General features: G+C 60.8%; 23 protein-coding genes. 14 read left to right on the forward strand and 9 right to left on the reverse strand.

Going from position 1 to position 23,689, the window contains the following annotated elements; all coding sequences use genetic code 11:
* Positions 1-74 precede the first annotated feature (74 nt).
* The 5 genes from FHX06_RS11585 to FHX06_RS11605 form a co-directional block, all read right to left on the reverse strand.
* Positions 75-938, reverse strand: a complete 864-nt coding sequence (locus tag FHX06_RS11585; RefSeq protein ID WP_018115433.1) for an HlyD family secretion protein — start codon at positions 936-938, stop codon at positions 75-77.
* Positions 935-1,144: a DUF1656 domain-containing protein gene (locus FHX06_RS11590; protein WP_112542040.1), complete on the reverse strand. Its 210-nt coding sequence runs from the start codon at positions 1,142-1,144 to the stop codon at positions 935-937. Before FHX06_RS11590 ends, FHX06_RS11585 begins: the two co-directional genes overlap by 4 nt.
* 5 nt (positions 1,145-1,149) lie before the next feature.
* The gene (locus FHX06_RS11595) at positions 1,150-3,219 is read right to left on the reverse strand and encodes an FUSC family protein (protein WP_183879338.1); all 2,070 of its coding nucleotides are present in this window, start codon (positions 3,217-3,219) and stop codon (positions 1,150-1,152) included.
* Entirely contained in the window at positions 3,216-3,692 is a 477-nt protein-coding gene (locus FHX06_RS11600; RefSeq protein ID WP_018115436.1) for a MarR family winged helix-turn-helix transcriptional regulator, read from the reverse strand. Before FHX06_RS11600 ends, FHX06_RS11595 begins: the two co-directional genes overlap by 4 nt.
* Positions 3,693-3,782: 90 nt before the next feature.
* The gene (locus FHX06_RS11605; protein ID WP_183879341.1) at positions 3,783-4,730 is read right to left on the reverse strand and encodes a LysR substrate-binding domain-containing protein; all 948 of its coding nucleotides are present in this window, start codon (positions 4,728-4,730) and stop codon (positions 3,783-3,785) included.
* Between the two features lie 123 nt (positions 4,731-4,853).
* On the opposite strand from FHX06_RS11605, the gene FHX06_RS11610 reads away from it, so the two are divergent.
* Positions 4,854-5,399, forward strand: coding sequence for a carboxymuconolactone decarboxylase family protein (locus FHX06_RS11610; RefSeq protein ID WP_112542037.1), 546 nt, complete (start codon positions 4,854-4,856; stop codon positions 5,397-5,399).
* 53 nt (positions 5,400-5,452) lie between these two features.
* Positions 5,453-6,067: a pyridoxamine 5'-phosphate oxidase family protein gene (locus tag FHX06_RS11615; protein ID WP_183879343.1), complete on the forward strand. Its 615-nt coding sequence runs from the start codon at positions 5,453-5,455 to the stop codon at positions 6,065-6,067.
* A gap of 84 nt (positions 6,068-6,151) precedes the next feature.
* On the opposite strand, the gene FHX06_RS11620 is transcribed toward FHX06_RS11615, so the two are convergent.
* The gene (locus tag FHX06_RS11620; RefSeq protein ID WP_183879345.1) at positions 6,152-6,562 is read right to left on the reverse strand and encodes a hypothetical protein; all 411 of its coding nucleotides are present in this window, start codon (positions 6,560-6,562) and stop codon (positions 6,152-6,154) included.
* A gap of 215 nt (positions 6,563-6,777) precedes the next feature.
* Here FHX06_RS11620 and FHX06_RS11625 point away from each other — a divergent pair, with 215 nt between their 5' ends.
* Both FHX06_RS11625 and FHX06_RS11630 read left to right on the forward strand, forming a co-directional pair.
* Positions 6,778-7,332, forward strand: a complete 555-nt coding sequence (locus tag FHX06_RS11625) for a hypothetical protein (protein ID WP_183879347.1) — start codon at positions 6,778-6,780, stop codon at positions 7,330-7,332.
* Positions 7,333-7,517: 185 nt separating this feature from the next.
* A complete protein-coding gene (locus FHX06_RS11630) occupies positions 7,518-8,261 on the forward strand; it encodes an SDR family NAD(P)-dependent oxidoreductase (RefSeq protein ID WP_183879355.1) in 744 nt (247 codons plus the stop codon).
* Between the two features lie 53 nt (positions 8,262-8,314).
* On the opposite strand, the gene FHX06_RS11635 is transcribed toward FHX06_RS11630, so the two are convergent.
* Positions 8,315-9,019: a transcriptional regulator NanR gene (locus tag FHX06_RS11635; protein WP_018115444.1), complete on the reverse strand. Its 705-nt coding sequence runs from the start codon at positions 9,017-9,019 to the stop codon at positions 8,315-8,317.
* 182 nt (positions 9,020-9,201) lie between these two features.
* On the opposite strand from FHX06_RS11635, the gene oiaX reads away from it, so the two are divergent.
* From oiaX to FHX06_RS11680, 9 genes are all read left to right on the forward strand, one after another.
* Positions 9,202-10,458: a 3-oxo-isoapionate-4-phosphate decarboxylase OiaX gene (gene oiaX, locus FHX06_RS11640; protein WP_183879357.1), complete on the forward strand. Its 1,257-nt coding sequence runs from the start codon at positions 9,202-9,204 to the stop codon at positions 10,456-10,458.
* 2 nt (positions 10,459-10,460) lie between these two features.
* Positions 10,461-11,795 carry a four-carbon acid sugar kinase family protein gene (locus FHX06_RS11645; RefSeq protein WP_183851140.1) on the forward strand — a complete coding sequence of 445 codons (1,335 nt, stop codon included), beginning with the start codon at positions 10,461-10,463 and terminating at the stop codon, positions 11,793-11,795.
* A 100-nt stretch (positions 11,796-11,895) separates the two neighbouring features.
* Positions 11,896-12,723, forward strand: coding sequence for a phosphogluconate dehydrogenase C-terminal domain-containing protein (locus FHX06_RS11650; protein WP_183879359.1), 828 nt, complete (start codon positions 11,896-11,898; stop codon positions 12,721-12,723).
* Between the two features lie 133 nt (positions 12,724-12,856).
* Positions 12,857-13,798 (forward strand): D-ribose ABC transporter substrate-binding protein, encoded by a 942-nt coding sequence (locus tag FHX06_RS11655; RefSeq protein WP_018114333.1) that lies wholly within the window; start codon positions 12,857-12,859, stop codon positions 13,796-13,798.
* Positions 13,799-13,875: 77 nt separating this feature from the next.
* On the forward strand, positions 13,876-14,520 hold the full coding sequence (locus FHX06_RS11660) for a DUF2291 family protein (protein ID WP_183879361.1): 645 nt from the start codon (positions 13,876-13,878) through the stop codon (positions 14,518-14,520).
* A complete protein-coding gene (locus FHX06_RS11665; RefSeq protein WP_183879363.1) occupies positions 14,517-16,067 on the forward strand; it encodes a sugar ABC transporter ATP-binding protein in 1,551 nt (516 codons plus the stop codon). The genes FHX06_RS11660 and FHX06_RS11665 overlap by 4 nt, the downstream gene beginning before the upstream one ends.
* Positions 16,064-17,128, forward strand: coding sequence for an ABC transporter permease (locus FHX06_RS11670; RefSeq protein ID WP_112969595.1), 1,065 nt, complete (start codon positions 16,064-16,066; stop codon positions 17,126-17,128). Before FHX06_RS11665 ends, FHX06_RS11670 begins: the two co-directional genes overlap by 4 nt.
* A 1-nt stretch (position 17,129) precedes the next feature.
* Complete coding sequence (locus FHX06_RS11675; RefSeq protein ID WP_183879365.1) at positions 17,130-18,164, forward strand: Gfo/Idh/MocA family protein; 1,035 nt, start codon at positions 17,130-17,132, stop codon at positions 18,162-18,164.
* Positions 18,161-20,020, forward strand: a complete 1,860-nt coding sequence (locus FHX06_RS11680) for a hypothetical protein (RefSeq protein WP_183879367.1) — start codon at positions 18,161-18,163, stop codon at positions 20,018-20,020. Before FHX06_RS11675 ends, FHX06_RS11680 begins: the two co-directional genes overlap by 4 nt.
* A 284-nt stretch (positions 20,021-20,304) precedes the next feature.
* Here FHX06_RS11680 and FHX06_RS11685 read toward each other — a convergent pair whose 3' ends face one another.
* Positions 20,305-21,828 (reverse strand): aldehyde dehydrogenase, encoded by a 1,524-nt coding sequence (locus FHX06_RS11685; protein ID WP_112542022.1) that lies wholly within the window; start codon positions 21,826-21,828, stop codon positions 20,305-20,307.
* Positions 21,829-21,841: 13 nt separating this feature from the next.
* Positions 21,842-22,474 (reverse strand): GntR family transcriptional regulator, encoded by a 633-nt coding sequence (locus FHX06_RS11690; protein WP_113202248.1) that lies wholly within the window; start codon positions 22,472-22,474, stop codon positions 21,842-21,844.
* Between the two features lie 136 nt (positions 22,475-22,610).
* Here FHX06_RS11690 and FHX06_RS11695 point away from each other — a divergent pair, with 136 nt between their 5' ends.
* Complete coding sequence (locus FHX06_RS11695) at positions 22,611-23,411, forward strand: alpha/beta fold hydrolase (protein WP_183879369.1); 801 nt, start codon at positions 22,611-22,613, stop codon at positions 23,409-23,411.
* Positions 23,412-23,689: the final 278 nt, after the last annotated feature.

Consider the following 23,689-nt stretch of genomic DNA (forward strand, 5'->3'; position numbering starts at 1 on the left):
GTGTCATTTCGATCTGATGCAGCCTCGACTATTGTCCAGATTCGAAGGCTAGGCGAGAGCGTGGCGGCTTACGATCAGCTCTTATCCACCTCGACAGTCGCCGTCAGGCCGGCAATCAGCCTGACATCGTCAGGAACGTTGTCGATGCTGATGCGCACCGGCACGCGCTGGGCAAGACGCACCCAGCTGAAGGTCGGGTTGATATTGGCAAGCAGACCGGTGCCGGAAGTGCGTTCGCGATCCTCGATGCCGGTCGCAATACTTTCGACATGGCCGTCAAGGCTCTGCGAATGCCCCATCAGGTGGATGGAAACCTTATCGCCGGGGTGGATGCGCGGCAGCTTGGTTTCCTCGAAATAGCCTTCGACGCGCAGCGAATCCGTATCGATCAGCGCGATCTTGGCACTGCCGGCGCTGACGTAGTCGCCCGGTCGAAGGCTGAGATTGGAAACCGTGCCGTTGACCGTCGCCTTGATCTCGGAACGGTCGAGATTGAGCGCAGCGAGATCACGGTTGGCTTTCGCCTGGCGGAAGGCGGCTTCTGCCTGTTCTTCGGCCGTCTGCGCCTGTTCCTTCTGCTGCAGAGAGGCGGCGTCGCCGAGGCGGCCCTGGCGCTCGCGCTCGCGATGCGCCTGGTCGAGGGCTGCCTTGCTGCTTTCAAGCGCTGCCTCAGACTGGGTAAGAGCGATCGCGAACCGTTCGCGATCAATGCGGAAAAGGACATCGCCTTTCCTGACCATCTGGTTGTCGGTAACGAGCACGTCGCTGACAAGGCCGGAAACATCAGGCGCGATCCCGACGACATCGGCGCGCAGGCGCGCGTCGCGCGTCCAGGGTTCGTCCATGTAGTGGCCCCAGAGACCGCGGCCAACGAAGACGGCGGCGATGACAACGGCAAGGGTGACGATAAGGCGGCCAGTGAATTTCAGGGCGTTCATGCAAAGTACCAGCGTGTGATGGAGGAGACGGCTCCGAGGACGAGCACGTAAAGGGCAAGGTCGAAGAGACCGCGATGCCAGACGAGGGAATAGGCACCGAGCCAGGCAAGCATCCGTCTGACGACGATGATCAAGAGAAGGCTTAGCACCATGAGAACAAGGAGGCGTGGCACATAAACGCCGTAAACATCAAATTCTGCGGGCATGACAATTACTCAGCGGCAAGCGGTAGAAGTTGCGGCGCAGCCTCGGCCGCCTGCCAGCTTGCTGGCGGAGCTGCGTCAGGGAAAAGTGCGCGCCTGACACCGACAAGCGCGTCGATACTCTCGGCGCCGCGCATGTCGTCTTCGAGCGCGATGATCTTCAGGCTGTCGTCGATCGACTGGCGCAGGCCATCCTGCGGATCGACCGCTCGGCCGGCCTCGATACGGCCGTGGTAGAAATCGGCAATGCCGGAGAGAACAGCGCCGAGCGAAGCCGCACTGGCGCCACGCAGTTTCTTGCGCTCGTTCTGCAGCACTAGCACGTTGAAACCGATGCGCACTTCGGCAAAGCCATCCACTTTCCTGAGCTCGCGATCCTCGACGACGGCAAGGCGCGGAACGAGCTGGCCGAGGCGATCGAGAATGCGGCCGGAGAGTTTCTCGTGATCGGCGCGGCGCTCGCCGGCAGCCGTCTCGGCAAGATCGCTCCAGCCCGCCCGCACCAGGCGCCAGGCCGCAAGCTCTGCTCCGAAGGGGCGGGCAATCAGAGTCCAGATCAGGGCAAAGCCGATGCCGGCGAGGGCCGCGATGGCCTCATTGGTGAAGGTGGTGAAATCCGAGGCATAGCGATCCTGCAGCGCAATGAAGGAGGCGCTGTTCACGGTGAGCAGCATGGCGAGCATATTGAACTGCGGCTTCGGGATCATCAGGCCGAGCAGCAGGAAGGGCGGAGCGAAGACCAGAACAAGCAGCTCGTAGCTGTTGACCATCGGCAGGATGCCGAAAATGTAGACGAAGGAGATGACGAGGCTGACGCCGCACCAGATGAACATCGAGGTGATGAAGGGGGCCGGCCGATCGAGCGAGGCGAAGAAAGAGCAGGCAACGGCCGCCATGGTGACGAAACCGGCCCCGTTCTGCCAGCCGCTATAGATCCAGAACATGCAGGCGACGAGAATGCCGGCAACAACGGCGCCTGCCTGGAAGGCAAGCAGCGCATAATCGAAATGCCTGATACGGCCGACGATCTGGCGATGGCGAAAGGCTGGCCGCCAGGGACCGGAATGTGTGCCGCTGACGATTTCGTCGCGCAGCGTCAGGCAATCCTGCCAGAGATCGACGATCTCCTTCAGACGCGCCAGCGCGCTCGACAAAAGCAGGTCGCTCCAGCGGCGGTCCGGATCGATCTCGCGCAGGCTTTCGATCTGCCGCACCAGTTTTTCGGCCGTATCGTCAGCCTGCGATTTCGCGCCGCGGCCGAGCCAGTCGGCAACCTCGTTCAAGAGGCAGATCAGGTCTTTTGGGAGCGTCTCGCCTTCGGCCCGCAGGGCATGTAGCCGGTCGGCAAGCGAGGAGAAGAGCGGCAGAAGCATCAGGAGACGACCACGCAATTCGCGCGAATGGCGTACGATATCGCGGCTGCCGGCATCATAGCCGAGCTGGCTGATGATGAGATCGAGGCCGGTGACGTCAGCCGCCAGTTTCTGCCGCTTCAGGGGTGTAGCCGGTGTGGCGCCCTCACCGCGCAGAATATCGTTCGCCCAGCTTCCGGCATCGTCGAGCCAGGTGGCGATGCGCTGGCCGAGCACGCTGCGCACGCTGGTCGGGAAGACGACGGCGCTGACGAGGCTCGCGCAGACGATGCCGATGATGATCTCTTCCGAGCGGGCGAGCGCCGTATCGAAGATGGTGTCGGGCGAACCGACCGACGGCAGGGCGATCAGCGGCAGGGAATAGCCTGCCAGCATGAAGACATAGCTGCGCGAGGATCGGTCCAGCATCGAAATGAAGAGCAGCGTGCCGGTCCAGAGCGCGATAACAATGCTCAAGAGCTCCGGCGCGTTGACGAAGAGCGGCACGAAGAAGACCGCTGCGCTGGCACCAAGCAGGGTGCCGAGCGCGCGATAAAGGCCCTTGGAGCTGGTCGCACCTGCAAGCGGATTGGCAACGACATAGACGGCCGCCATCGCCCAGTAAGGCCGTGGCAGATCGAGGGACAGGGCGACAAAAAGGGCAAGCATGGAAGCGAGAAAGGCCTTGGCCGAGAAGAGCCAGTCCCGCCAGGAGGGAAGGGTCACGGCGTCTCCTCGAACTTCTGGGTTACGGCCGCAACCTGCGACGGGCTGATCTCTTCGAAGGCAGCGAGGACGCGCACCGCCGCTTCGAGATCGGCTTCACTGACATTTGCGAGGATCCTGCCGCGCAGGTCGTCGAGAATGGCTTCCATGCGGGTTGCGAGGCTCTGGCCCTCCTCCGTCAGCCAGAGACCTTTTGCCCGCCTGTCGATCGGGTCGTCCTTGCGCACCACGAGCTCGAGCGCCTCCAGCTGGTCGAGCAGCCTCACCAGCGACGGCCCTTCGATACCGACATGATTGGCCAGCACGATCTGACGCACGCCGCCGCCGAGACGTCCGATCCACAACAGCGGCGCCGCGCAGGCTTCCGAAATGCCGTGGGAAGTCAGCGCAAGATCCACCGCCCGGCGCCAGTTGCGGCCGGTCGACAAGAGGTTCGCGGTGAAAACGCGCTGCAGGGAGGTGAGCGATTGCATGGGCTCTTTAATAGCATCAAAATAGTTAGGATTCAAACGATATTCTGACGAATGCAAATTTCATCGGTATGGAGCGTCCATAATGCGACGTCACGAAGAATGTGATGCGGCGTTTCGCTGCTGCGACGAGGATTGAAGGGCCGCGATGCTCACCCGCAGCCGAGGTGCGGCGAAATCAAGGAAATGACGCATCTTCAGCGGCATCTGCCCACGCGCAAGATGAATGAGGTGGATGGGCGCCGGTTCGGGTTCGAAATCCTCGAGCACCAGCCTCAGTGTGCCTGCGGAAACGTCTTGTGCCACCTGATAATAGAGCAGCCGGGTGACGCCGGCACCGCGGATCGCCGCCTCCGCAGCTGCTTCCGTCGTGGTGACGGAAAGCCGCGGCGTGACCGCCACCTCGATCGGTTTGCCGATGCCGGACTTCCGAAACTGCCAGCCTGCAAACGGGGTCAGCACTTCAACGCCAATGCAGGGCAGATCCAGGAGATCGGCCGGCTCCTTCGGCACGCCACGACTGGCAAAGAGACCAGGACTGCCGCAAACCACCCGGCGAACCGAGCCGACGCGTGTTGCGACCATGGCGCTATCGCGCAGATTGCCGATCCGTACTGCCATGTCGACATGCTCTTCGACGAGATCGATATTCCGGTCGGCCAGCATCAGACGCACGTTGATCGCAGGAAAGGCGGCCAGAAAATCGGTCACGACAGGCAGGACGTGAAGGCGGCCGAACTGCACCGGCGCCGTGATCACCAACTCACCCTTCGGCATCGCAAACTCTCCCGATGCCTGGCGTTCGGCTTCCTCGACCTGTTCAAGAATGCGTTTTGCGGCTTCCAGATAGGTAGCCCCTGCATCTGTGAGGGCGATCTTGCGAGTAGTTCGGGTGAGCAGTTTCGTTGAAAGCAGAGCCTCGAGCTCGGTAATCTTGCGGCTCAGCGTCGGCAGCGGAATCTTCAGCGAACGGCTGGCCGCCGACAGGCTCCCCTTGTCCACCACCTCCAGCAGGATCGACATGGCTTCGAACCGGTCCAAAACATTCTTCCAATTTCTGGTAAAATCACTTTCATTTAAAGCATATTCTCTTTGTGAGTGGAAATCGACACATTCGTATCAACAAGCCAATCACGGTTTGCCCCGTTCCGAAGGAGATCTTTCATGTCCCGCATTTCCATTCCCGCGAAAGACGAAGCCCCTGATGCGGCGAGGCCGATACTTGACGGCATCCAGAAGGCACTCGGTTTCGTTCCGAACATTTTTCGCCTGGTTGCCAACAGCCCGGCAGCGCTGACGGCTTTCACCGGCTTTCAGGGGGCGTTGTCGAAGACGCTCGACGTCAAGACCCGTGAACGCATTGCGCTCGCCGTCGCACAAGTGAACGGCTGCGACTATTGCCTTTCCGCCCATACCTATCTCGGCCTTAATCTTGCAAAAATCAGCCCGGAAGAAATCGCGCTGAACCGCAAAGGTGCGTCCGCCGATGCCAAGGCGAGTGCTGCCGTCAGCTTTGCGGCCAAGATCGCCGAGGCTCGCGGCCATGTCGCCGACACCGACATTGCCGCCGTGCGCGCTGCCGGCTTTTCAGATGCGCAGATCGTCGAAATCGTCGCTCTGGTCGCGGAGAACACCTTCACCAATTATCTGAACGAAGTTGCAAAGACCGATATCGACTTCCCGGCTGTGCCGGCCGCCGATGCGGCCTGACGGATGAGGAGCGGGGTGAGGCTCCGCTCCGTCCAACCTTGAGGAGATGGATCATGTCCTACGGATTTCTCGACATAGCCTCGACACCCAGTGTGCGCGCCGCCCAGGCAGAAATGGGTCTCCAGGACTTCTGGACCAATCTGCCGACGGACCGGAGCTTCGACCGCTTCACGGAAAACGAAAGAGCCTTTATCGCCTCTCGCGACAGCTTCTACATGGCCACCGTTTCCGAAACGGACTGGCCCTATGTGCAGCATCGGGGCGGTCCGCAGGGTTTTCTGAAAGTGGTCGATGACTGCACGCTTGGCTTTGCGGATTATCGCGGTAATCGCCAATACATCAGCACCGGCAATATTGCTGCCAATGACAAGGTCTGCCTGTTTCTGATGGACTATGCCCGTCGCGCAAGGCTGAAGATTTATGCGCATGCCGAAAAGCTCTCGCTCGACGCCGATCCCAAACTGACGGACCTGCTGGCCACGCCTGGCTATCGGGCAAAGCCGGAACGCCTCTTCCGCCTGCGCCTCGAGGCTTTCGACTGGAACTGCCCGCAGCATATAACGCCGCGTTATACCGAGGCGGAAATTGCTGTCGCCGTCGAGCCGCTCCGCCAGCGCCTCGCAGAACTGGAAGCCGAGAATGCCGCCTTGCGGGCTAAGGCCGGCTAACGACGAAACAAGGCGCTGATCAATGCGCCTCGTAGTGATCGCCGCCCGTGCCTTCTCGCCTGTGTCGGCTGGCCGGGTGGACCGTCAGTCGGAAACCGTCACATCGATCCAGCGTCCGGTCCCCTGGCTGCCATAGATATCGACGTCAATCCAGACATTGCCTTGAACGATCATTGCGGCAGCTTCCCTGGTCATGGTCCCGTTGCGGAGCATGACTTCAAGGGATTGACGATTGGCGGGATCGGCAAAGAAGGAGTCCGACTGGTCATCATTGTCGCGGATACCGTATTGATGGAAATTCGCTCGATCCTGGCGGATGATCTGCCAAGGTCGCGTGAGCCGCGTTCCTTTCGAATTGAAGAGATCAGCCTCGCCGATATAGGCGCGGTAGTGCTCAATGGGGCGGTTCGTATGCGTGCCGGTCACGCTCGACTGCGCAAGCACGGGCGCGCCGACAAAAAGCATGCTGACCGCGATCGAAATAAGTTTCTTCATGGTGATCCCCTCCGGGCATGAATATTGCGAGTTGACGATCTTTGCCAGGGGCAAGGCCGTGGATGGTTAACGCCGCGATCGGGCCTTCTCGCCGCGATCGACATGCACCCATGGCAAGTTCCTGGGGCACGGCGGCCATTATTTCTCCCTTTTCATTGCAATGGTAAGGTGGATCGCGCCAGCGCGAAACATCCCGGGAGGCATTGGGCTGACATATGGCAAGCAAGCGCAGGATAACAGACTGCCTTTCGACGGCGATCCTTCTCACCGGCCTTGCCGGCGTTGCGGCGGCCGACCAGCCGGATCCGTATGGTCAATTCAGCGAACGTTGCCTCGGGCGGGGGCCGGATTTCCAGCGCACCGTCGCCGCTGCGAAGGGCCGGGACTGGCCAGCTCTCGCAACGGACATGACCACCAGCCTCACGCCGGTGGAAAATCCCATCGCGCTGGAAGGCTGGAATCTGACCACGGAAGGAGATGGATCATTCGAGGCCCTCGTCGTCGCACGGGCGTCTGTAGGCGACAGCAAGGTGGAAAGCTGCACCATGGCTTATGCGGAAGTCGACGCTGCGGCATTTGAACGTCGCCTGGTCGATGAGACGCGCGCCAAGGCGTCCGGCACGAAGAATGGTCAGGGGCGCATCAGGAAATTCTTCGAGGCCTCGTCTTCCGAGCGCAAGCAAGCGATCACGCTCGACCTGCCCCTGTATCCGAATGGGCACGACGAAGTCATCGTCAGCGTCGTCTCGGAGCAGCAGATCGAAAACTGATCGACTGCTTTGGTTCGCTCTCCTGCCGCCCGTGCGACCGTCGCTTGCGCGGCGGTCCGGCGATCCGCTTAGGTGCTGAAATCCCGCCAGACTTGTTACTCCCGCGTGTCCATACCTGGGCCTAGGCTCCACGATGACCATCCGGAAACCCCTCCTGATGGCACGACCATTTACAGGAGCAAGCCTTGAACATCGAAAACAAAACGGTCCTGATATCAGGCGCCAATCGCGGCATCGGCCGGGCTCTCATGGACGAAGCGCTGCGGCGCGGCGCAAAACGCATCTATGCGGGATCGCGCGGCGAGCAGCACCATGAGGATGATCGCGTGGTCTTCGTGAACCTCGATATTACCGACGAGTGGGACGTCCAGAAAGCGGCCGCCGCTGTCGAGAACCTCGATATCCTCATCAACAATGCCGGCATCTTCATGCCCGACGATCTCGGCGATACGGACATCATCAATCGCCATCTGGCAGTCAATTTCTTCGGGCCGCTAAGGGTGACCCAGGCCTTTCTCCCGGCACTGGTGCGATCGAAAGGCGCCATCATCAACAACCTCTCTTTGTCGGCGCTCGTGCCGGTCGCGTCCACACCGGCCTATTCGATTTCAAAGGCGGCCGCCCATAACCTGATGCAGGCCTTCCGAGCGCTCCTGTCGGCGCGTGGCGTGGCGGTGCACAGCTGCTTCACCGGGCCTGTTGATACCGACATGACGCGCGGCTTCGAGGTGCCGAAGTCGCCGCCCGGCCTGGTGGCGTCAGGAATATTCGACGGCTTCGAAAGAGGCGAGGAGGATATCTTTCCCGATCCCTATTCCGAACGCTTTGCCGATCGCTGGCGCACCGGCGTCATCAAGGTTCTCGAGCAGGAATTTGCCGCCTACGTTCCGCCGTCAGCTGAAACGGCTCAGGACTGCTGCCACCACTGACATTCTGTTTGCGCGCGAACGGCATTGGCGCGCCGTTCGCCGCAAGCGACTGTCTACTTCATGTAAAGCGAGCGAGAGCGCTCCAGATGCTTGAGCACCGCGGCTTCGGCGCCGTCGGCATCGTTGGCGGCAAGCTGCTCCAGGATCTCTTCATGTTCGGCGAGCGTATATTTTTCCTTGCCGGTCCAGATCAGCATTTCCGTGTGATATTCCTTCAGCCATGCCAGCATGGCTTCGCTGACGGCCACATAGATCGGATTGCCGGAAATCTGGGCGATGCGCGTATGAAATCGCATATCGGCGGAGATGAATTCCTCGGCATGGCCGAGCGATGCGCGCTGATGGTCGATGATCTCGCGAAGCGCCTCGACGTCAGCCCGCTTGGCGCGTTGCGCCGCTTCACGCGCCATGCCGCGTTCGAAGAAGATACGGGCGCTCTTCAGGTGCTCCAGCGAATCGGCCGATTGCGCCAGCATGATCTTCGCCGTCAGATCGACCTGCCGGAAGATCGACTGGGCGGTCAGTTTCAGGACCTTCGCACGCTCGCCGTGCGAGATGCTGACGAGACCCTTGTTGGCGAGAGACTGCATCGCCTCGCGGATCGCCGGACGGCCGACGCCGAAGCGTTCCATCAGAACGCGCTCGGAGGGCATCTCGTCGCCCGGTTGCAACTCTCCTGACGTGATCAGCCGTTCCAGCCGGTCAAAAACCTCATCGGACAGTTTTCGACGGACTATTGGCTCGATGGCTGAGGTCATGGCGTCTCGCTGGCTCAAATCTTCTCTCCCCTTAGCATTTCCACCGACCGACGACAAAGCGCGCCACGCGAAATTCACACCTGTTGAAAATTTCCGTTGCAGAAAATGGAATACTCATTATACCAGATTACAAGTTGACGCCATGGCTTCTTTATGTGGCGAGAGGAGCAACCGGCAATTTCATGATGATAGTCCTGACCTACCGCATCGAGACGCCCGGCAGCGTCGAAGCGATGGCGAACAAGATCGCTTCCGATCAATCGACCGGAACCTTCGTCCCGGTTCCGGGCGAGACTGAGGAATTGAAGTCGCGTGTCGCCGCCCGGGTGCTCGCCATCCGGCCGCTGGAAGATGCAAGTCACCCGTCCTGGCCGGAAGCGCCCGACGGAGTGCGGCTCAATCGCGCCGATGCCGATATCGCTTTCCCGCTCGATGCAATTGGCACCGACCTTTCGGCGCTGATGACGATCGCGATCGGCGGAACCTTCTCCATCAAGGGCATGACGGGCCTGCGCGTCATCGACATGAAACTTCCCGAGGCCTTCAGGGACGCCCATCCCGGCCCGCAATTCGGCATTCCCGGCAGCCGGCGCCTGACCGGCGTCGAGGGACGGCCGATCATCGGCACGATCGTCAAACCGGCGCTTGGTCTGCGTCCATATGAGACGGCCGAGCTCGTCGGCGAACTGATCGAATCCGGCGTCGACTTCATCAAGGACGACGAGAAGCTGATGAGCCCCGCCTATTCGCCGCTGAAAGAGCGCGTGGCGGCCATCATGCCTCGCATTCTCAATCACGAGCAGAAGACCGGAAAGAAGGTCATGTATGCGTTCGGCATCTCCCATGCCGATCCCGACGAGATGATGCGCAACCATGATCTCGTGCTTGAGGCTGGCGGCAACTGCGCCGTCGTCAACATCAATTCCATCGGCTTCGGCGGCATGAGCTTCCTGCGCAAGCGCTCCGGCCTCGTGTTGCATGCACATCGCAATGGCTGGGACGTGCTGACGCGCCATCCCGGCATCGGCCTCGACTTCAAGGTCTATCAGCAGCTCTGGCGGCTGCTTGGCGTCGACCAGTTCCAGATCAACGGCATTCGCGTGAAATATTGGGAGCCGGACGAAAGCTTCGTTGCCTCCTTCAAGGCGATCAGCACGCCGCTCTTTAGCCCCTCCGACTGCCCGCTTCCTGTCGCCGGCTCCGGCCAGTGGGGCGGCCAGGCGCCGGAGACCTATCAGCGCACCGGCCGGACCACAGATCTGCTCTATCTCTGCGGCGGCGGCATCGTCAGCCATCCGCAGGGGCCGGCCGCCGGCGTGCGCGCCGTCCAAAAGGCCTGGCAGGCGGCGGTTGCCGATATTCCGCTCGACGACTATGCCAAAGATCATCCGGAACTTGCGGCATCGATCGCGAAGTTCGGCGACGGGAAGGCTGCGTGACGATGCGCGACCTGCTCGTCAGTTACTACGGCGACGACTTCACCGGTTCCACCGATGTGATGGAAGCGCTCGCCAGCAACGGTATTCCGACCGTGCTCTTCCTCGGCATTCCCGATCAGGCGCTGCTCGATCGCTTCCAGGATTGCCGGGCCATCGGCATTGCCGGAACGAGCCGCAGTGAGAGCCCGGCCTGGATGCAGGAACATCTTGCACCGGCCTTCCAATGGCTGAAGGGGCTGCAGGCGAGCATCTGCCACTACAAAGTCTGCTCGACCTTCGATTCCGCGCCTGAGGTCGGCAATATCGGCAAGGCGATTGAGATCGGCAAAGACATATTCGAGCAAGAGCTCGTGCCCGTCATCGTCGGCGCGCCGCAGCTCAAGCGCTATACGGCCTTCGGCAACCTCTTTGCTGCCTATCAGGGACGTGTCTTCCGCATCGACCGGCATCCGGTCATGAGCCGCCATCCGGTTACACCGATGCATGAGGCGGATCTTGCCTTGCATCTCGGCAAGCAGACCGAGCTTGCCGTTTCGCTCGCCGACCTGACAATGCTTGCATCATCCGATGCCGATGCCAGGATCGACCAGCTGACGAACAAGGGCTCAGGCATCCTGCTTCTCGACGTCGACTCTGGCGACAGCCAGTCTTCCGCCGGACGACAGTTGCAGCGCATCGCGGCTGCCAAGGGCGGATTCGTCGCCGGTTCCTCCGGCATCGAATATGCACTTCTCAACGCGTGGCGCGAAAAAGGCCTGATCGGACAGAGTGTGGAGTTCCCGTCGCCGGGCAAGGTGGATCGGCTCGCCGTCGTTTCCGGCAGCGTTTCGCCGACGACGGAGCGACAGATTCGCACGGCAATATCCGACGGTTTCCATGATATTCCACTCGATCCTCTGGCACTGGTCGGCGCGAATGCCGAGGCGGTACTGGACGTCGCGGTCGCCGCGGGTCTCGCCGCTCTGAAAGCCGGCCGCAGTGTCATACTGCATACCGCACTTGGCCCCTCGGCCGATCGCGGCGCCGATATTGATCAGCTGCCAGGCGCCCGTCATCGGCTCGGTCGCGCGCTCGGAACCATCCTGCGCCGTCTTGTCGAAACCGAAGGGCTTTCGCGGGCCGTCATCGCCGGTGGCGACACGTCGAGCCACGCGCTGAAGGAACTGCGCGTCGATGCGCTGACGACCCTGCTGCCGCTGCCCCAGACCCCTGGTTCGCCGCTCTGCACGGCCCATGGCGGCCATGGGCCGACGGACGGACTGCAGATTGCCCTGAAAGGCGGGCAGGTCGGGTCCGATGGTTACTTCGCGCAGATCCGGGACGGACGAACATCCTGATTATCGATCAGGTGTGATCGGCCCCTCGAATGCCAATGGAATGGTGATCGACTCATCATACCAGTTACGATACCAATCCCACATACGAAGGTGAGGAAAAATGACTGCAATTGCCCTCTTTGGCGCCGGCGGAAAAATGGGATACCGGCTGGCCAAGAATCTCAAAGGTTCCCGTTTTGATGTGCGCCATGTCGAGGTCAGCGATGTCGGCAAGGCGCGCCTGAAGAACGATCTCGGCATCGACTGCACGCCCGCCGATGCAGCGCTAGACGGCGCAGAGGTCGTGATCCTGGCCGTGCCGGATACAGCGATCGGCAAGGTTGCCGCCGGTATCGTCGACAGGCTGAAGCCCGGCACCATGGTCGTGGCCCTCGACGCCGCCGCTCCGTTCGCCGGTCACCTGCCCAAGCGTGACGATCTCACCTATTTCGTCACCCACCCCTGCCATCCGCCGATCTTCAACGATGAGACGGACATGCAGGCGAAAAAGGACCATTTCGGCGGTCTCTTTGCCAAGCAGCACATCGTCTCGGCGCTGATGCAGGGGCCGGAAAGCGCCTATAGCCTCGGCGAAGAGATTGCCAAGGTAATATGGGCGCCAGTCATGCGCTCGCACCGCGTCACTGTCGATCAGATGGCGATGCTGGAACCCGGGCTTTCGGAAACCGTCTGCGCCTCGCTGCTCGTCATCATGCGCCAGGCGATGGACGAATGCATCGCACGCGGCGTTCCGGCGGAAGCCGCCCGCGATTTCCTGCTCGGCCACATGAACGTGCTCGGCGCCGTCATCTTCAAGGAAGTCGACGGTGTGTTCTCGGATGCCTGCAACAAGGCGATCGAGTTCGGCATTCCAGCCCTTGTGCGCGACGACTGGAAGAAGGTCTTCGAACCTCAGGAGATCGCCGACAGCATCCGGCGCATCACCTGACAGTGCTGCGGCAGGGCTTGGCCTTGCCGCCTTGCCGGCCCGGGGGGACTTTGAAGACGGGCCGGTTTCATTTCGCATGGATTCAGCCGAACCGGGGTTGGTTCGGCCATGCGTCAAACCTGGGAGGAAAACCATGAATTTTACGCGTAGACTGACCCTTGCAGCCTTCGCCGGCGCCCTGTCGCTCGGTGTTGCCATGCCGGCATTTTCGGCTGACCTGATCGCGATCATCACGCCGGCCCACGACAACCCGTTCTTCAAGGCGGAGGCCGTCGGCGCCGAAGCCAAGGCCAAGGAACTCGGCTATGAAGCCCTCGTCATGACCCATGACGACGATGCCAACAAGCAGTCGGAAATGATCGATACCGCGATCGGCCGCGGCGCCAAGGCGATCATCCTCGATAATGCCGGCGCAGACGCTTCGGTTGCCGCCGTCAAGAAGGCCAAGGATGCCGGCATCCCCTCCTTCCTGATCGACCGCGAAATCAATGCGACTGGCGTTGCCGTCGCCCAGATCGTGTCGAACAACTATCAGGGTGCCCAACTCGGCGCGCAGGAATTCGTCAAGCTGATGGGCGAGAAGGGCAACTATGTCGAGCTCGTCGGCAAGGAGTCCGATACCAATGCCGGCATCCGCTCGCAGGGCTATCATGACGTCATCGACGACTATCCGGACCTGAAGTCCGTCGCCAAGCAGTCGGCCAACTGGAGCCAGACGGAAGCCTATGCCAAGATGGAAACCATCCTGCAGGCCAATCCCGATATCAAGGGCGTGATCTCCGGCAACGATACGATGGCCATGGGCGCAATCGCCGCCCTCCAGGCTGCCGGCCGCAAGGACGTGATCGTCGTCGGCTTCGACGGTTCCAACGATGTCCGCGACTCCATCAAGTCGGGCGGCATCAAGGCGACCGTGCTGCAACCGGCCTACGCACAGGCCCAGATGGCTGTCGAACAGGCCGACGCCTATATCAAGAACAAGACGGCACCGAAGGAAGAAAAGCAGCTCATGGACTGCGTTCTCATCAATGCCGACAACGCCGGCAAGCTCGAGACCTTTGCCATCGCAAAGTAAGGCGGACCGACTGTTGCAGGGAGCGTGGGCGACCACGCTCCCTGCAACTTATTTCCATTGATTTCGAGGTTGACAGCATGTTGAGGATCAGGGGCGTCCTGATTGCCGCAATCGTCGTGGCAGCTTTGCCCGGATGCAAGATCATCAAGACACCGACTGCGGAAGAAAAAGCCGCAGCGACGGCCAAGAGCGCATTCGATCCGAATGCCAAGGTCGAGGCCATTTGGCAGTCCGAGGTCGTCCCCTACTATGAAAAGCGTGCCGGCGGGCTCAAGGACGTCGTGGCACTCGCCGCTTCAAGCCCCGATCAGGCGGGCGAAAAATATGGCAATCCGCACAAACAGGCGAGCTCTCCCTGGACCTATGCCGTCAAGTTCAGCGGCAAGGTCATTGCCGCCGATACGGCGTCACGGGCGGCGACGCTTGATGTCGATGCCGATGGCGACGGCAAGGCCGACGCAAAAGTGCAGATCGGACCGGCCATTCGTGGCACGGCGCTGCGAGACACGCTGGATTTCGTCAATTTCAACGAGTTCAAGAACCAGATCGAATGGGCGCAGTTCGGCAAGTCCTTCAATGAGAAGGCCAACAGCGCTTTCCTGTCGGCGGTTCCGCGCGACGGGCTGGTCGGCAAGACGGTGACCGTAACAGGCGCTTTCCCGTTGCCATCAGGCAGCGACCTCCCACTCGTGACCCCTTCGGCGCTGACGGTGGCACCATGACGATGGCCGAGGCTCCCAAGGACGATATCATCCTGCGCCTCGACGATGTGTCGAAGGTCTATTCCGGCATCGTCGCCGTCAAGCGCGCCAATCTCGAACTGCGCCGCGGTGCCGTCAACGTGCTGGTCGGTGAAAACGGCGCCGGCAAATCGACACTGATGAAGATTATCGCCGGCGTCGAACGGCCCACGCTCGGGAATATCATCCTTGATGGGGAAACCGTTTCATTCGCGAGCCCCGCGGATGCGCAGGCGCACGGCATCGGCATGATCTTCCAGGAGCTCAATCTCTTCGCCAACATGTCGGTTGCCGAAAATATCTTTGCAACGCGCGAACTGACCCGCGGCGTGCTTGGCATCGACCACAAGGAACAGGTCCGCAAGGCCAATGAATTCCTTGCGCGACTCGATGCCGGGATCGATGCCGAGACCATGGTCGAGGACCTGCCGATCGGCCAGCAGCAGCTTGTCGAGATCGCCAAGGCAATGTCGCTGAATGCCCGCATCCTGATCATGGACGAGCCGACATCGGCGCTGTCGGCAGCGGAAGTCGAGATCCTCTTCAAGGTGATCGGCGAACTGAAGGCGCAAGGGGTGGCGATCGTCTATATTTCGCATCGCCTGGAAGAGTTGATGCGGATCGGCGATTACATCACCGTGCTGCGCGACGGGCAGATTACCGGCCAGGCGATGGTGAGGGATATAGACACGCGCTGGATCGTACGCTCGATGATCGGTTCGGACGCCAAGGATTTCGCCAAATCCGTCGAACATGCAGTCGGCAAGGAAATGTTTCGGGCCGAGAACATCAGCCTGCCGCGCCCGACCGGCGGGCTTGCCGTCGACGATGTTTCGCTGACCGTAAAGGCCGGCGAGATCCTCGGTATTTACGGCCTGATGGGCGCCGGGCGGAGCGAATTCTTCGAATGCGTCATCGGTCGCCATGCGCATTCGACCGGCAAGATCTTCATCGACGGCAAGGAAGTGCGCGCTCGGGACACGACGCGACGCATCCGCCGGGGTCTCGCGCTCATTCCCGAGGACCGGCAGCGTGAGGGCCTGGTGCAGGTTCTCTCCATCGCTTCCAACCTGACGCTAGCGAGCCTCGGCCGGTTCACCCGTCTCTTCCATATCAATGCCAAGGCGGAGAAGAACGCCATCGCGGAGGCGATCCGCGATCTCTCCATCAAAGCACCGAATCCGGACTTCGAGGTGACCTCCATGTCCGGCGGCAACCAGCAGAAGGTGGTCATCGGCAAGGCGCTGATGACCAATCCGAAGGTCCTTTTGATGGACGAACCGAGCCGCGGCATCGATGTCGGCGCCAAGGCGGATGTCTTCCGCACGATGCGTCGGCTTGCTGCCAACGGTCTCGCCATCCTGTTTTCAACCTCCGACCTCGAAGAGGTCATGGCGCTCTCCGATCGCATCGCGGTGCTCAGCAACGGCCATCTCATCGCCGTCTTCGACCGCGCTCAAGCAACGGAAGAAGCCATCATCGCGGCCTCCGCCAAGGGGCACGAACATCAAGGGAAACTCGCGTCATGACGGCGGCTACCGCATCCAATTCCGCGCCGAAGGGCGCGAACGGCTCCTTCCTGCTGACGCTGATGAAGCTTCGAACCTTCATCGCGCTCTTTGCCGTCATCATCTTCTTCTCGATCTTCGCGCCGAACTTCACCTCGACCGCAAACATGATCCTGATGTCGAAGCATGTGGCGCTGAACGCTTTCCTGGCGATGGGCATGACCTTCGTCATCATCACCGGTGGCATCGACCTCTCGGTCGGCTCGATCGTCGGCCTCTGCGGCATGGTTGCCGGCGGCCTGATCCTTTATGGCATCGAACTGCCGATCGGCTATACGGTCTATTTCAACCTCGCCGAGATCGTGCTGATTACGCTGGCGATCGGTCTCTTCATCGGCCTGATCAATGGGTTGCTGATTACCAAGCTCAACGTCGCGCCCTTCATCGCCACACTCGGCACGCTCTATGTCGCCCGAGGCCTGGCGCTGCTTTCCTCCGACGGCCAGACCTTCCCGAACCTCGTCGGCCGACCGGAATATGCGACGACCGGTTTCGATTTCTTCGGTGCCGGCCGGATTCTCGGCCTGCCGGTCTCGATCTGGATTCTGATCGTGCTGGCGCTTCTTGCGGCCTACGTGGCGCGCTCGACGCCGATCGGGCGACATATCTTCGCTGTCGGTGGCAATGAGCGCGCCGCGCGCATGTCGGGTATCCGCGTCGATCTGGTGAAAATCTTCGTCTATATGTTCTCCGGTCTTTGCGCCGCGATCGTCGGCATCGTCATCTCCTCGGAGCTGATGGCCGCACATCCAGCCACAGGCGAGAGCTTCGAACTCAACGCGATTGCCGCGGCCGTTCTTGGCGGCACCTCGATGTCGGGTGGACGCGGCACGATTGGCGGCACGATCATCGGTGCCTTCGTGATCGGCATTCTCTCCGACGGTCTGGTCATGATGGGGGTTTCCTCCTTCTGGCAGATGGTCATCAAGGGTCTGGTGATTATCATCGCCGTCGTCGTCGATCAGGCGCAGCGTCGGCTGCAGCAGCGCGTGACCCTCATGCAGATGGCAAAGGCAGGTTGAAATGGCTGACTTGAAAGGTGCTTTGATCGGTTGCGGCTTCTTTGCGATCAACCAGATGCACGCGTGGAAGGATGTCGACGGCGCCTCGATCGTGGCGATCTGCGACCGCGATCCCGAGCGCCTGAAAATTGTCGGCGAACAGTTCGGCATCAACAGGCGCTACACGGATGCCGCGGCCATGTTTGCCGATGGCGGCTTCGATTTCGTCGACATCGCCACCACGGTCCAAAGCCACCGGGCACTGGTGGAGATGGCGGCGAGCCACAAGATCCCCGCCATCTGCCAGAAGCCCTTCGCCAAGACGCTTGTCGACGCCAAGGCGATGGTCGAGGCTTGCCGAAGTGCCGGCATCCCGCTGATGGTGCATGAGAATTTCCGCTGGCAAACGCCGATCCAGGCCGTCCGCCGGCTGCTCGACCACAAGGCGATCGGCACGCCCTTCTGGGGCCGTTTCTCCTTCCGCTCAGGGTATGACGTCTTTTCCGGACAGCCTTACCTCGCCGAAGGCGAACGTTTCATCATCGAGGATCTCGGCATCCACACGCTCGATATCGCCCGCTTCATCCTTGGCGACGTGAAGACGCTGACGGCGCGCGCAAAACGCGTCAATCCCAGGATCAAAGGCGAGGATGTGGCAACGATCCTGCTCGACCACGAAAGTGGGGCGACCTCAATCGTCGACGTCAGCTACGCGACGAAGCTTGCCGCCGAGCCTTTCCCGGAAACGCTGATCGAGCTCGACGGCACCGATGGCACGATCCGCCTTTCGTCCGGCTACCGGCTCGAGGTCACGAATGCTGCCGGCACGGTCGTTTCCGATGCGTCGCCGCAGCTCCTCTCCTGGGCATCGCGACCCTGGCACAATATTCAGGAAAGCGTCTACGCCATCCAGAAGCACTGGGTCGACCGGCTGAAGAACGGCGGCGAGCCGGCAACCTCGGGCGCCGACAATCTCAAGACATTCGCCCTTGTCGAAGCGGCGTATGACAGTGCCGCATCGGGAAAGACGATCGACGTGGGGGCTATGCTGAAATGATGACGGACGCCTTTGCCCTCTACGGCACGCATGAGGCCGAAGAGCATCCGGTCCGCCTGGCTGCCGGGCGCCTCTCGGTCGATCTTGCCAAGGGCAATCTGCGGACGATCCGCTATGACGGCGTAGAAGTATTGCGTGCCGTCTCCTATCTGGTGCGTGACCGCGACTGGGGGACCTACAGTCCGACAATCGACAATCTCTGGGTCGAACAGGGCAAGGACAGCTTTTCCGTCCGTTATGTCGCCCATTGCAAGGGACCGGAAGACACAAGGCTTGCCATTTCGGTGCATATTGCAGCCACCGAGCGGGAGCTGACCTTCGAGGCGGGAGCCCTTTCGCCAACTGGTTTCGAGACCAATCGCTGCGGCTTCTGCATCCTGCACCCGATCGTCGGCATTGCCGGAAGCCCGGCCAAGGTCGAGCATGTCGACGGCAACGTGAACGAGACGCGCTTTCCCGATCAGATCGAGCCCTGGCAACCTTTCAAGGATATGCGGGCAATTAGCCATCAGGTGTTGCCGGGTATTTCGGCCGAATGTCGGATGGAAGGCGATACGTTCGAGATGGAGGACCAGCGCAACTGGTCCGACGCTTCCTACAAGACCTATGTGCGCCCGCTGGCGCTGCCCTGGCCCTATCAGATCGCCGCGCACGAACCGGTGCGGCAGAGGATCGCCCTTTCCATCCGCGATACCAGAAGCGGGCAAGCGACAGCCCTCGGCTCGACCGTTGCCGACATCCGGCTCGAACCGGGTGAGCGTAGCGGCACCATGCCGGCGATCGGCCTGGTCGTTACCCCAGATGAAGCGATAGCGACGCTTGAAGCCCGCAATCTGCTTTCCGAGATCGCTCCGCAGGAACTGCTGTTCCACTTCGACCCGAGTGCCGGCCACGGGATGCGGGCTCTAGTGGACTTCGCTGCCGTCGCCGCTATCAGTGGCGGCAGATCGACGCTGGAAATCGCCCTGCCCTGCAAGCAGGCGCCAGCCATCGAGACGGCAGAGATCGCACGGCAGATGCAGGATGCAGGCTTCCGCCCAGACGCCATCCTGATATCGCCTTCAGTTGATCGGCAGTCGACGCCTCCGGGCAGCAAATGGCCGGAATGCCCACCACTCGAGGAGGTCTATGCCGCGGCCCACGAAGCCTTTGCCGGCATTCGTATCGGCGGCGGCATGCTGAGCTATTTCACCGAGCTCAACCGGAAACGGGTGCCGGCCGATCGGCTCGGTTTCGTAAGCCACTGCACCAATCCCATCGTCCATGCCGCCGATGATCTGAGTGTCATGCAGACGCTGGAGGCGCTCCCCTTCATCACCGGTTCGGTGCGCGCCATCTATGGCGACAAACCCTACCGGATCGGCCCCTCGACCATTCCCATGCGGCAGAACCCCTATGGCAGCCGCACAATGGACAATCCCTCCGGCAGACGCATTCCGATGGCAAACCGCGATCCGCGTCATAATGGCCGCTTCGCGGAGGCGTTTGCGCTCGGTTATGCCATCCGGATACTTGATGCCAATATCGAATGCCTGACGCTCGCGGCACTCGCTGGTCCTTTCGGCCTCATTGCCGGCAAGGGAGAGCCAACGGACGAAGGCGGCAATCGGCCGCTCTTCAAAGTCGTCAAGCTACTGTCGAGTCTTGCCGGCTCGCCATGGAGCAACTGCATTTCTTCGCGCCCGTCGGAACTCCTGGCTTTCGTCTCCCGGCAATCGTCAGCTGCGACGCTGCACATCGTCAACCTGACCGCGGAAGAGCAAAGCATCGATATCAGTGCTTTCAGGTCAGCCTCGCAAGGCACGAGCATGGCACTGGCGCCTTTTGGTACGGCGTCGATCAAACTTGCCGTCTAGGATTTACAGGCACATCGCGCAGACCGTTGGGCTTCAGTATGGGTGCCGTGGATATTCCATGCGACTGGAAAAGCGAGACGACGATGAAGGCGTTGCGAGCTGGCCCCTCGCCCCAGGTTCTGGCATATCCGGTAGCGCGCAGGCGCACTTCTATCGGAAACAGCTCGGGGTGGGCAGCCGATCGAGGCGCCCACCTGCATTGACGATGGTCGACATTATCTCCTCCTGAGATCAATTGTGATCGCGAGGCGGAGAATTCCTCCGCTGCCGCCTCGCGCTGTCCGTCAGTTCAGACGGGTTTGCGTTGCGGTGGCGCTATACCAGTCGAAGGGCTTGTCTGCGGTTGCCACCATGACGCTCTTGACGCTGAAATGATCGTTGAAGCTTTCCAGTCCGAACTCACGACCAATGCCGCTTTCACCGACACCTCCCCAGGGAGAGGCCGGATCCAGGCGGTGGTGGTCGTTGACCCAGACAATTCCGGCCTTGACGCCAGCAGCGACGCGGTGCGCGCGGGCAACATCGCGGGTGCGGATTGCAGCTCCGAGACCGAAGGGCGAATCATTGGCGAGGCGCAGCGCCTCCGCTTCATCCTTGAAGGGCGTAACGCTGGTGAATGGCCCGAATACCTCTTCCTGAAAGACGCGCATATCCGCCTTGACGTCGGCAAACACGGTCGGCTGGACGAAATAACCGCCTTCAAATCCCGGTACGTTTGCGATGTCGCCGCCCGCGACCGCACGGGCTCCGGCCTCCCGGCCGAGCTGGGAATACCTCAGGACACGCTCGCGTTGCTTGGCCGAAATAACGGGGCCAAGCTGGGTCTCAGGATCGAACGGGTTTCCGATCCGGAGGGAACGCGCCTTTGCGGCAAGTTTTTCGACAAAGGCATCGTAGATCGATTCCTGGACGAGATGGCGGCTGCCGCACACGCATGTCTGGCCCGCCCCGATGAAGGCGCCAAACGCGGCATAGTTCACTGCCTGATCGACGTCGAAGTCGTCAAAGACCATGACGGGGGTCTTGCCGCCGAGCTCCAGCGTCTGATGCGCGAACACTTTCCCGGCGGCGCTGCCTGCAATCCGGCCAGCTTCCGTGCCGCCGGTCAGCACGAGTTTGTTGATGTCGGGGTGCTCTGCCAGGAATCGGCCAGCTTCGGGGCCGTAGCCAAGGACGACATTGAACACGCCTTTCGGCAGTCCGGCTTCAACGAAGATCTCCGCAAGTTTCAAGGTGGTCAGCGGGGTATATTCCGACGGCTTCACGACGGTCGTGCATCCAGATGCCAAAACCGCGGCAAGGGACTTGCACATGATCATCAGCGGATGGTTGAACGGCGTGCAGTTGGCGACGACGCCGATCGGCGTGCGCAGCGTGTAGTTGAGATAGGACCCTTCGACCGGAATGACATCGTCGCGGCGGGCAATTGCAAGGCCAGCAAAGTAGCGGAAGAAATCCGGAAGCCGGGAGAGTTGCGCCCGAGTCTCATTGAGCGGCCTGCCGTTGTTCAGCGTCTCCAGGCGGTACAGAGTTTCAAGGTTAGCCTCAAAAGCATCCGCCAGTCTGTTGACGAGGCGGGCTCGCGCGCGAATATCCATTCCACCCCATTCGCGGCCTTCGAAAGCCGCACGCGCACTCTTCATCGCGCAATCGATATCGCTAGGCGTCGAGTTCGGAATGCGCGCGATCACCATTCCGGTCGCCGGGTTGCGGACATCGATGAACGCGCCGTTGCCAGCGTCGATTTCCTTGCCATCTACGAAATTACCGTGGGTCTCCACGGCAGGATCACGGGTCGTTTGGTTCATGACTTTTCTCCAATCAAGACCTGACAGCGCTCCGCCCGAGGGCGGATAGGACACGCTTCTGGCCATCAATCACGTGGGCACGGATGAGTTTACGCGCCACGCGGGCATCGCGCCGCTGCACGGCATCGATGATATCGCCGTGTTCATCGACGAGCTTTTGCGGGTCTCGTCCCTTGATGGCGCTGACGGAAAGGCGAACGAGGCGGTCGGCCTGATCAAGAACATCCCGGATGGCGGCCTCCATCCGGCTATTGCCGGAGGCGGCCGCGAGCGCATCATGAAAGGCCCTGTTGTAGTCGATAAATTCCTCTTCGGGTCCGATGGATCGAAAACGATCCAGGGCCGACAGTGTCTGATCGTCGGCGCTCTCGATCGCAGCGGCGACACATGCGGGCTCCAGCGCAAGGCGAAACTGGAAGAGATCCCGGACGTCTTTCATCGAAATCGGATTGACCTGATAGCCTTGGCGCGGCTGCACGGTCACCAGGCGATCCTGCTGCAACCGCAGTAACGCTTCGCGGATTGGCTGTCGGCTGACCTCATAACGGGCAGCGAGATCCTGTTCGCGGATTTCCTCGCCCGGCATCAAGCGGCAGGTCAAGATTTCGGTGCGAAGCGCGTCGTAGATATTTTCTCTGAGCAGCAAGTTCGTATCTCGCTTCTAGCATTTCCGTATTTCGTGATATTTCACGATATGGGTCATACGCCTGAAAAATAACGACTTGCAATACACAAAAATGGGATTTATGAAATATCAAACCCTGCGCAGTTAGGGATTTGTGATGGACAAGAAAATGAACCTTTACGTGGCCGGTCGTGGACAGCCGCTGATCCTGCTTCATTCGTTGCTGTCCGACCGTGAAAGTTTCGATAGAATAATGCCCGCGCTCACTGCGCACTATCGAGTGATCGTCCCCGATCTTCCAGGTTTTGGCGGATCGCCCGCGAGCGTGGAAGGTTTTGACGAAACCGCCGATCGTATCGCAAACCTGATCGAAGGATTTGCGGCGAATGAGGAAGCTGCCCTGCTCGGAAATGGTTTCGGCGCGTTTGTGGCGCTCCAGACTGCGATCAGGCATCCTACGCTAGTATCCCGTCTCGTTCTGATAGGCTGTGGGACAAGATTTTCGGACGAGGGCAGGGAGGCGTTTCGAAAAATGGCGACGGTCGCATCTGCGGCCGGGCTTGCTGCGGTTGCCGAAACCGCGATGAACAGATTGTTTGCCGCCGAATTTCAAGAGAGCCATCCCGATCTAATGCAGGATCGTCGACAGGCGTTTCTCCGCACGAATGTGGGTGTTTTTTGCGAGGCCTGCGACATACTCGCTTCGCTTGATCTGTCGGCCGGCGTTTCGGCGGTGCGCTGCCCGACACTGGTCATTGTCGGAGATGAAGATCGGGCAACACCCTCACAGATGGCCTATGATCTGGTCGGACGGCTTAGCGATGCCAGATTATCCATACTCAAGGGCTGTGCGCATGTACCGCCACTGCAAGCGCCCGACGAGGTTATCGCCCTGCTTGATCAATTTCTCGCAGCCCCTGTTTCTGCCCACCCACAGACGATCTCATTCGAACGGTAGGAGGGGTTTCTTCGTGTCGCTGCCCAGGCGCTACAAAGTTCGACCACGATCGCATCTAGAAAGAGACATCTTCCGCTGAGCGGAAGACGACGCGACTATCTTTTGCAGTCGAGGTCTGAGGATTTGAGCATTGCCTCGTCAAGCTCCGGTCTGCCTGGCGCATCATCGACCTGATCGTTCACGGGGGTCATACTTCAGAAGCATTTGCCTGGCTTGCAACAGCGGGAGCAGCGCATGGCTCAACGCCAGATCGCTTTCGATCGTGTCGCGGACAGCCG

It is taken from the genome of Rhizobium sp. BK512, from assembly GCF_014194915.1.
Classification (GTDB): domain Bacteria; phylum Pseudomonadota; class Alphaproteobacteria; order Rhizobiales; family Rhizobiaceae; genus Rhizobium.

What these genes read in the sequence shown, in the direction of transcription:
- FHX06_RS11670 (WP_112969595.1), top strand. Translation starts at nt 16,064, where the DNA reads ATGACGGCGGCTACCGCATCCAATTCCGCGCCGAAGGGCGCGAACGGC.
- FHX06_RS11585 (WP_018115433.1), bottom strand. Translation starts at nt 938, where the DNA reads ATGAACGCCCTGAAATTCACTGGCCGCCTTATCGTCACCCTTGCCGTT.
- FHX06_RS11625 (WP_183879347.1), top strand. Translation starts at nt 6,778, where the DNA reads ATGGCAAGCAAGCGCAGGATAACAGACTGCCTTTCGACGGCGATCCTT.
- FHX06_RS11665 (WP_183879363.1), top strand. Translation starts at nt 14,517, where the DNA reads ATGACGATGGCCGAGGCTCCCAAGGACGATATCATCCTGCGCCTCGAC.
- FHX06_RS11680 (WP_183879367.1), top strand. Translation starts at nt 18,161, where the DNA reads ATGATGACGGACGCCTTTGCCCTCTACGGCACGCATGAGGCCGAAGAG.
- oiaX (WP_183879357.1), top strand. Translation starts at nt 9,202, where the DNA reads ATGATGATAGTCCTGACCTACCGCATCGAGACGCCCGGCAGCGTCGAA.
- FHX06_RS11695 (WP_183879369.1), top strand. Translation starts at nt 22,611, where the DNA reads ATGGACAAGAAAATGAACCTTTACGTGGCCGGTCGTGGACAGCCGCTG.
- FHX06_RS11685 (WP_112542022.1), bottom strand. Translation starts at nt 21,828, where the DNA reads ATGAACCAAACGACCCGTGATCCTGCCGTGGAGACCCACGGTAATTTC.
- FHX06_RS11650 (WP_183879359.1), top strand. Translation starts at nt 11,896, where the DNA reads ATGACTGCAATTGCCCTCTTTGGCGCCGGCGGAAAAATGGGATACCGG.
- FHX06_RS11620 (WP_183879345.1), bottom strand. Translation starts at nt 6,562, where the DNA reads ATGAAGAAACTTATTTCGATCGCGGTCAGCATGCTTTTTGTCGGCGCG.
- FHX06_RS11600 (WP_018115436.1), bottom strand. Translation starts at nt 3,692, where the DNA reads ATGCAATCGCTCACCTCCCTGCAGCGCGTTTTCACCGCGAACCTCTTG.
- FHX06_RS11660 (WP_183879361.1), top strand. Translation starts at nt 13,876, where the DNA reads ATGTTGAGGATCAGGGGCGTCCTGATTGCCGCAATCGTCGTGGCAGCT.
- FHX06_RS11615 (WP_183879343.1), top strand. Translation starts at nt 5,453, where the DNA reads ATGTCCTACGGATTTCTCGACATAGCCTCGACACCCAGTGTGCGCGCC.
- FHX06_RS11635 (WP_018115444.1), bottom strand. Translation starts at nt 9,019, where the DNA reads ATGACCTCAGCCATCGAGCCAATAGTCCGTCGAAAACTGTCCGATGAG.
- FHX06_RS11610 (WP_112542037.1), top strand. Translation starts at nt 4,854, where the DNA reads ATGTCCCGCATTTCCATTCCCGCGAAAGACGAAGCCCCTGATGCGGCG.
- FHX06_RS11590 (WP_112542040.1), bottom strand. Translation starts at nt 1,144, where the DNA reads ATGCCCGCAGAATTTGATGTTTACGGCGTTTATGTGCCACGCCTCCTT.
- FHX06_RS11675 (WP_183879365.1), top strand. Translation starts at nt 17,130, where the DNA reads ATGGCTGACTTGAAAGGTGCTTTGATCGGTTGCGGCTTCTTTGCGATC.
- FHX06_RS11645 (WP_183851140.1), top strand. Translation starts at nt 10,461, where the DNA reads ATGCGCGACCTGCTCGTCAGTTACTACGGCGACGACTTCACCGGTTCC.
- FHX06_RS11655 (WP_018114333.1), top strand. Translation starts at nt 12,857, where the DNA reads ATGAATTTTACGCGTAGACTGACCCTTGCAGCCTTCGCCGGCGCCCTG.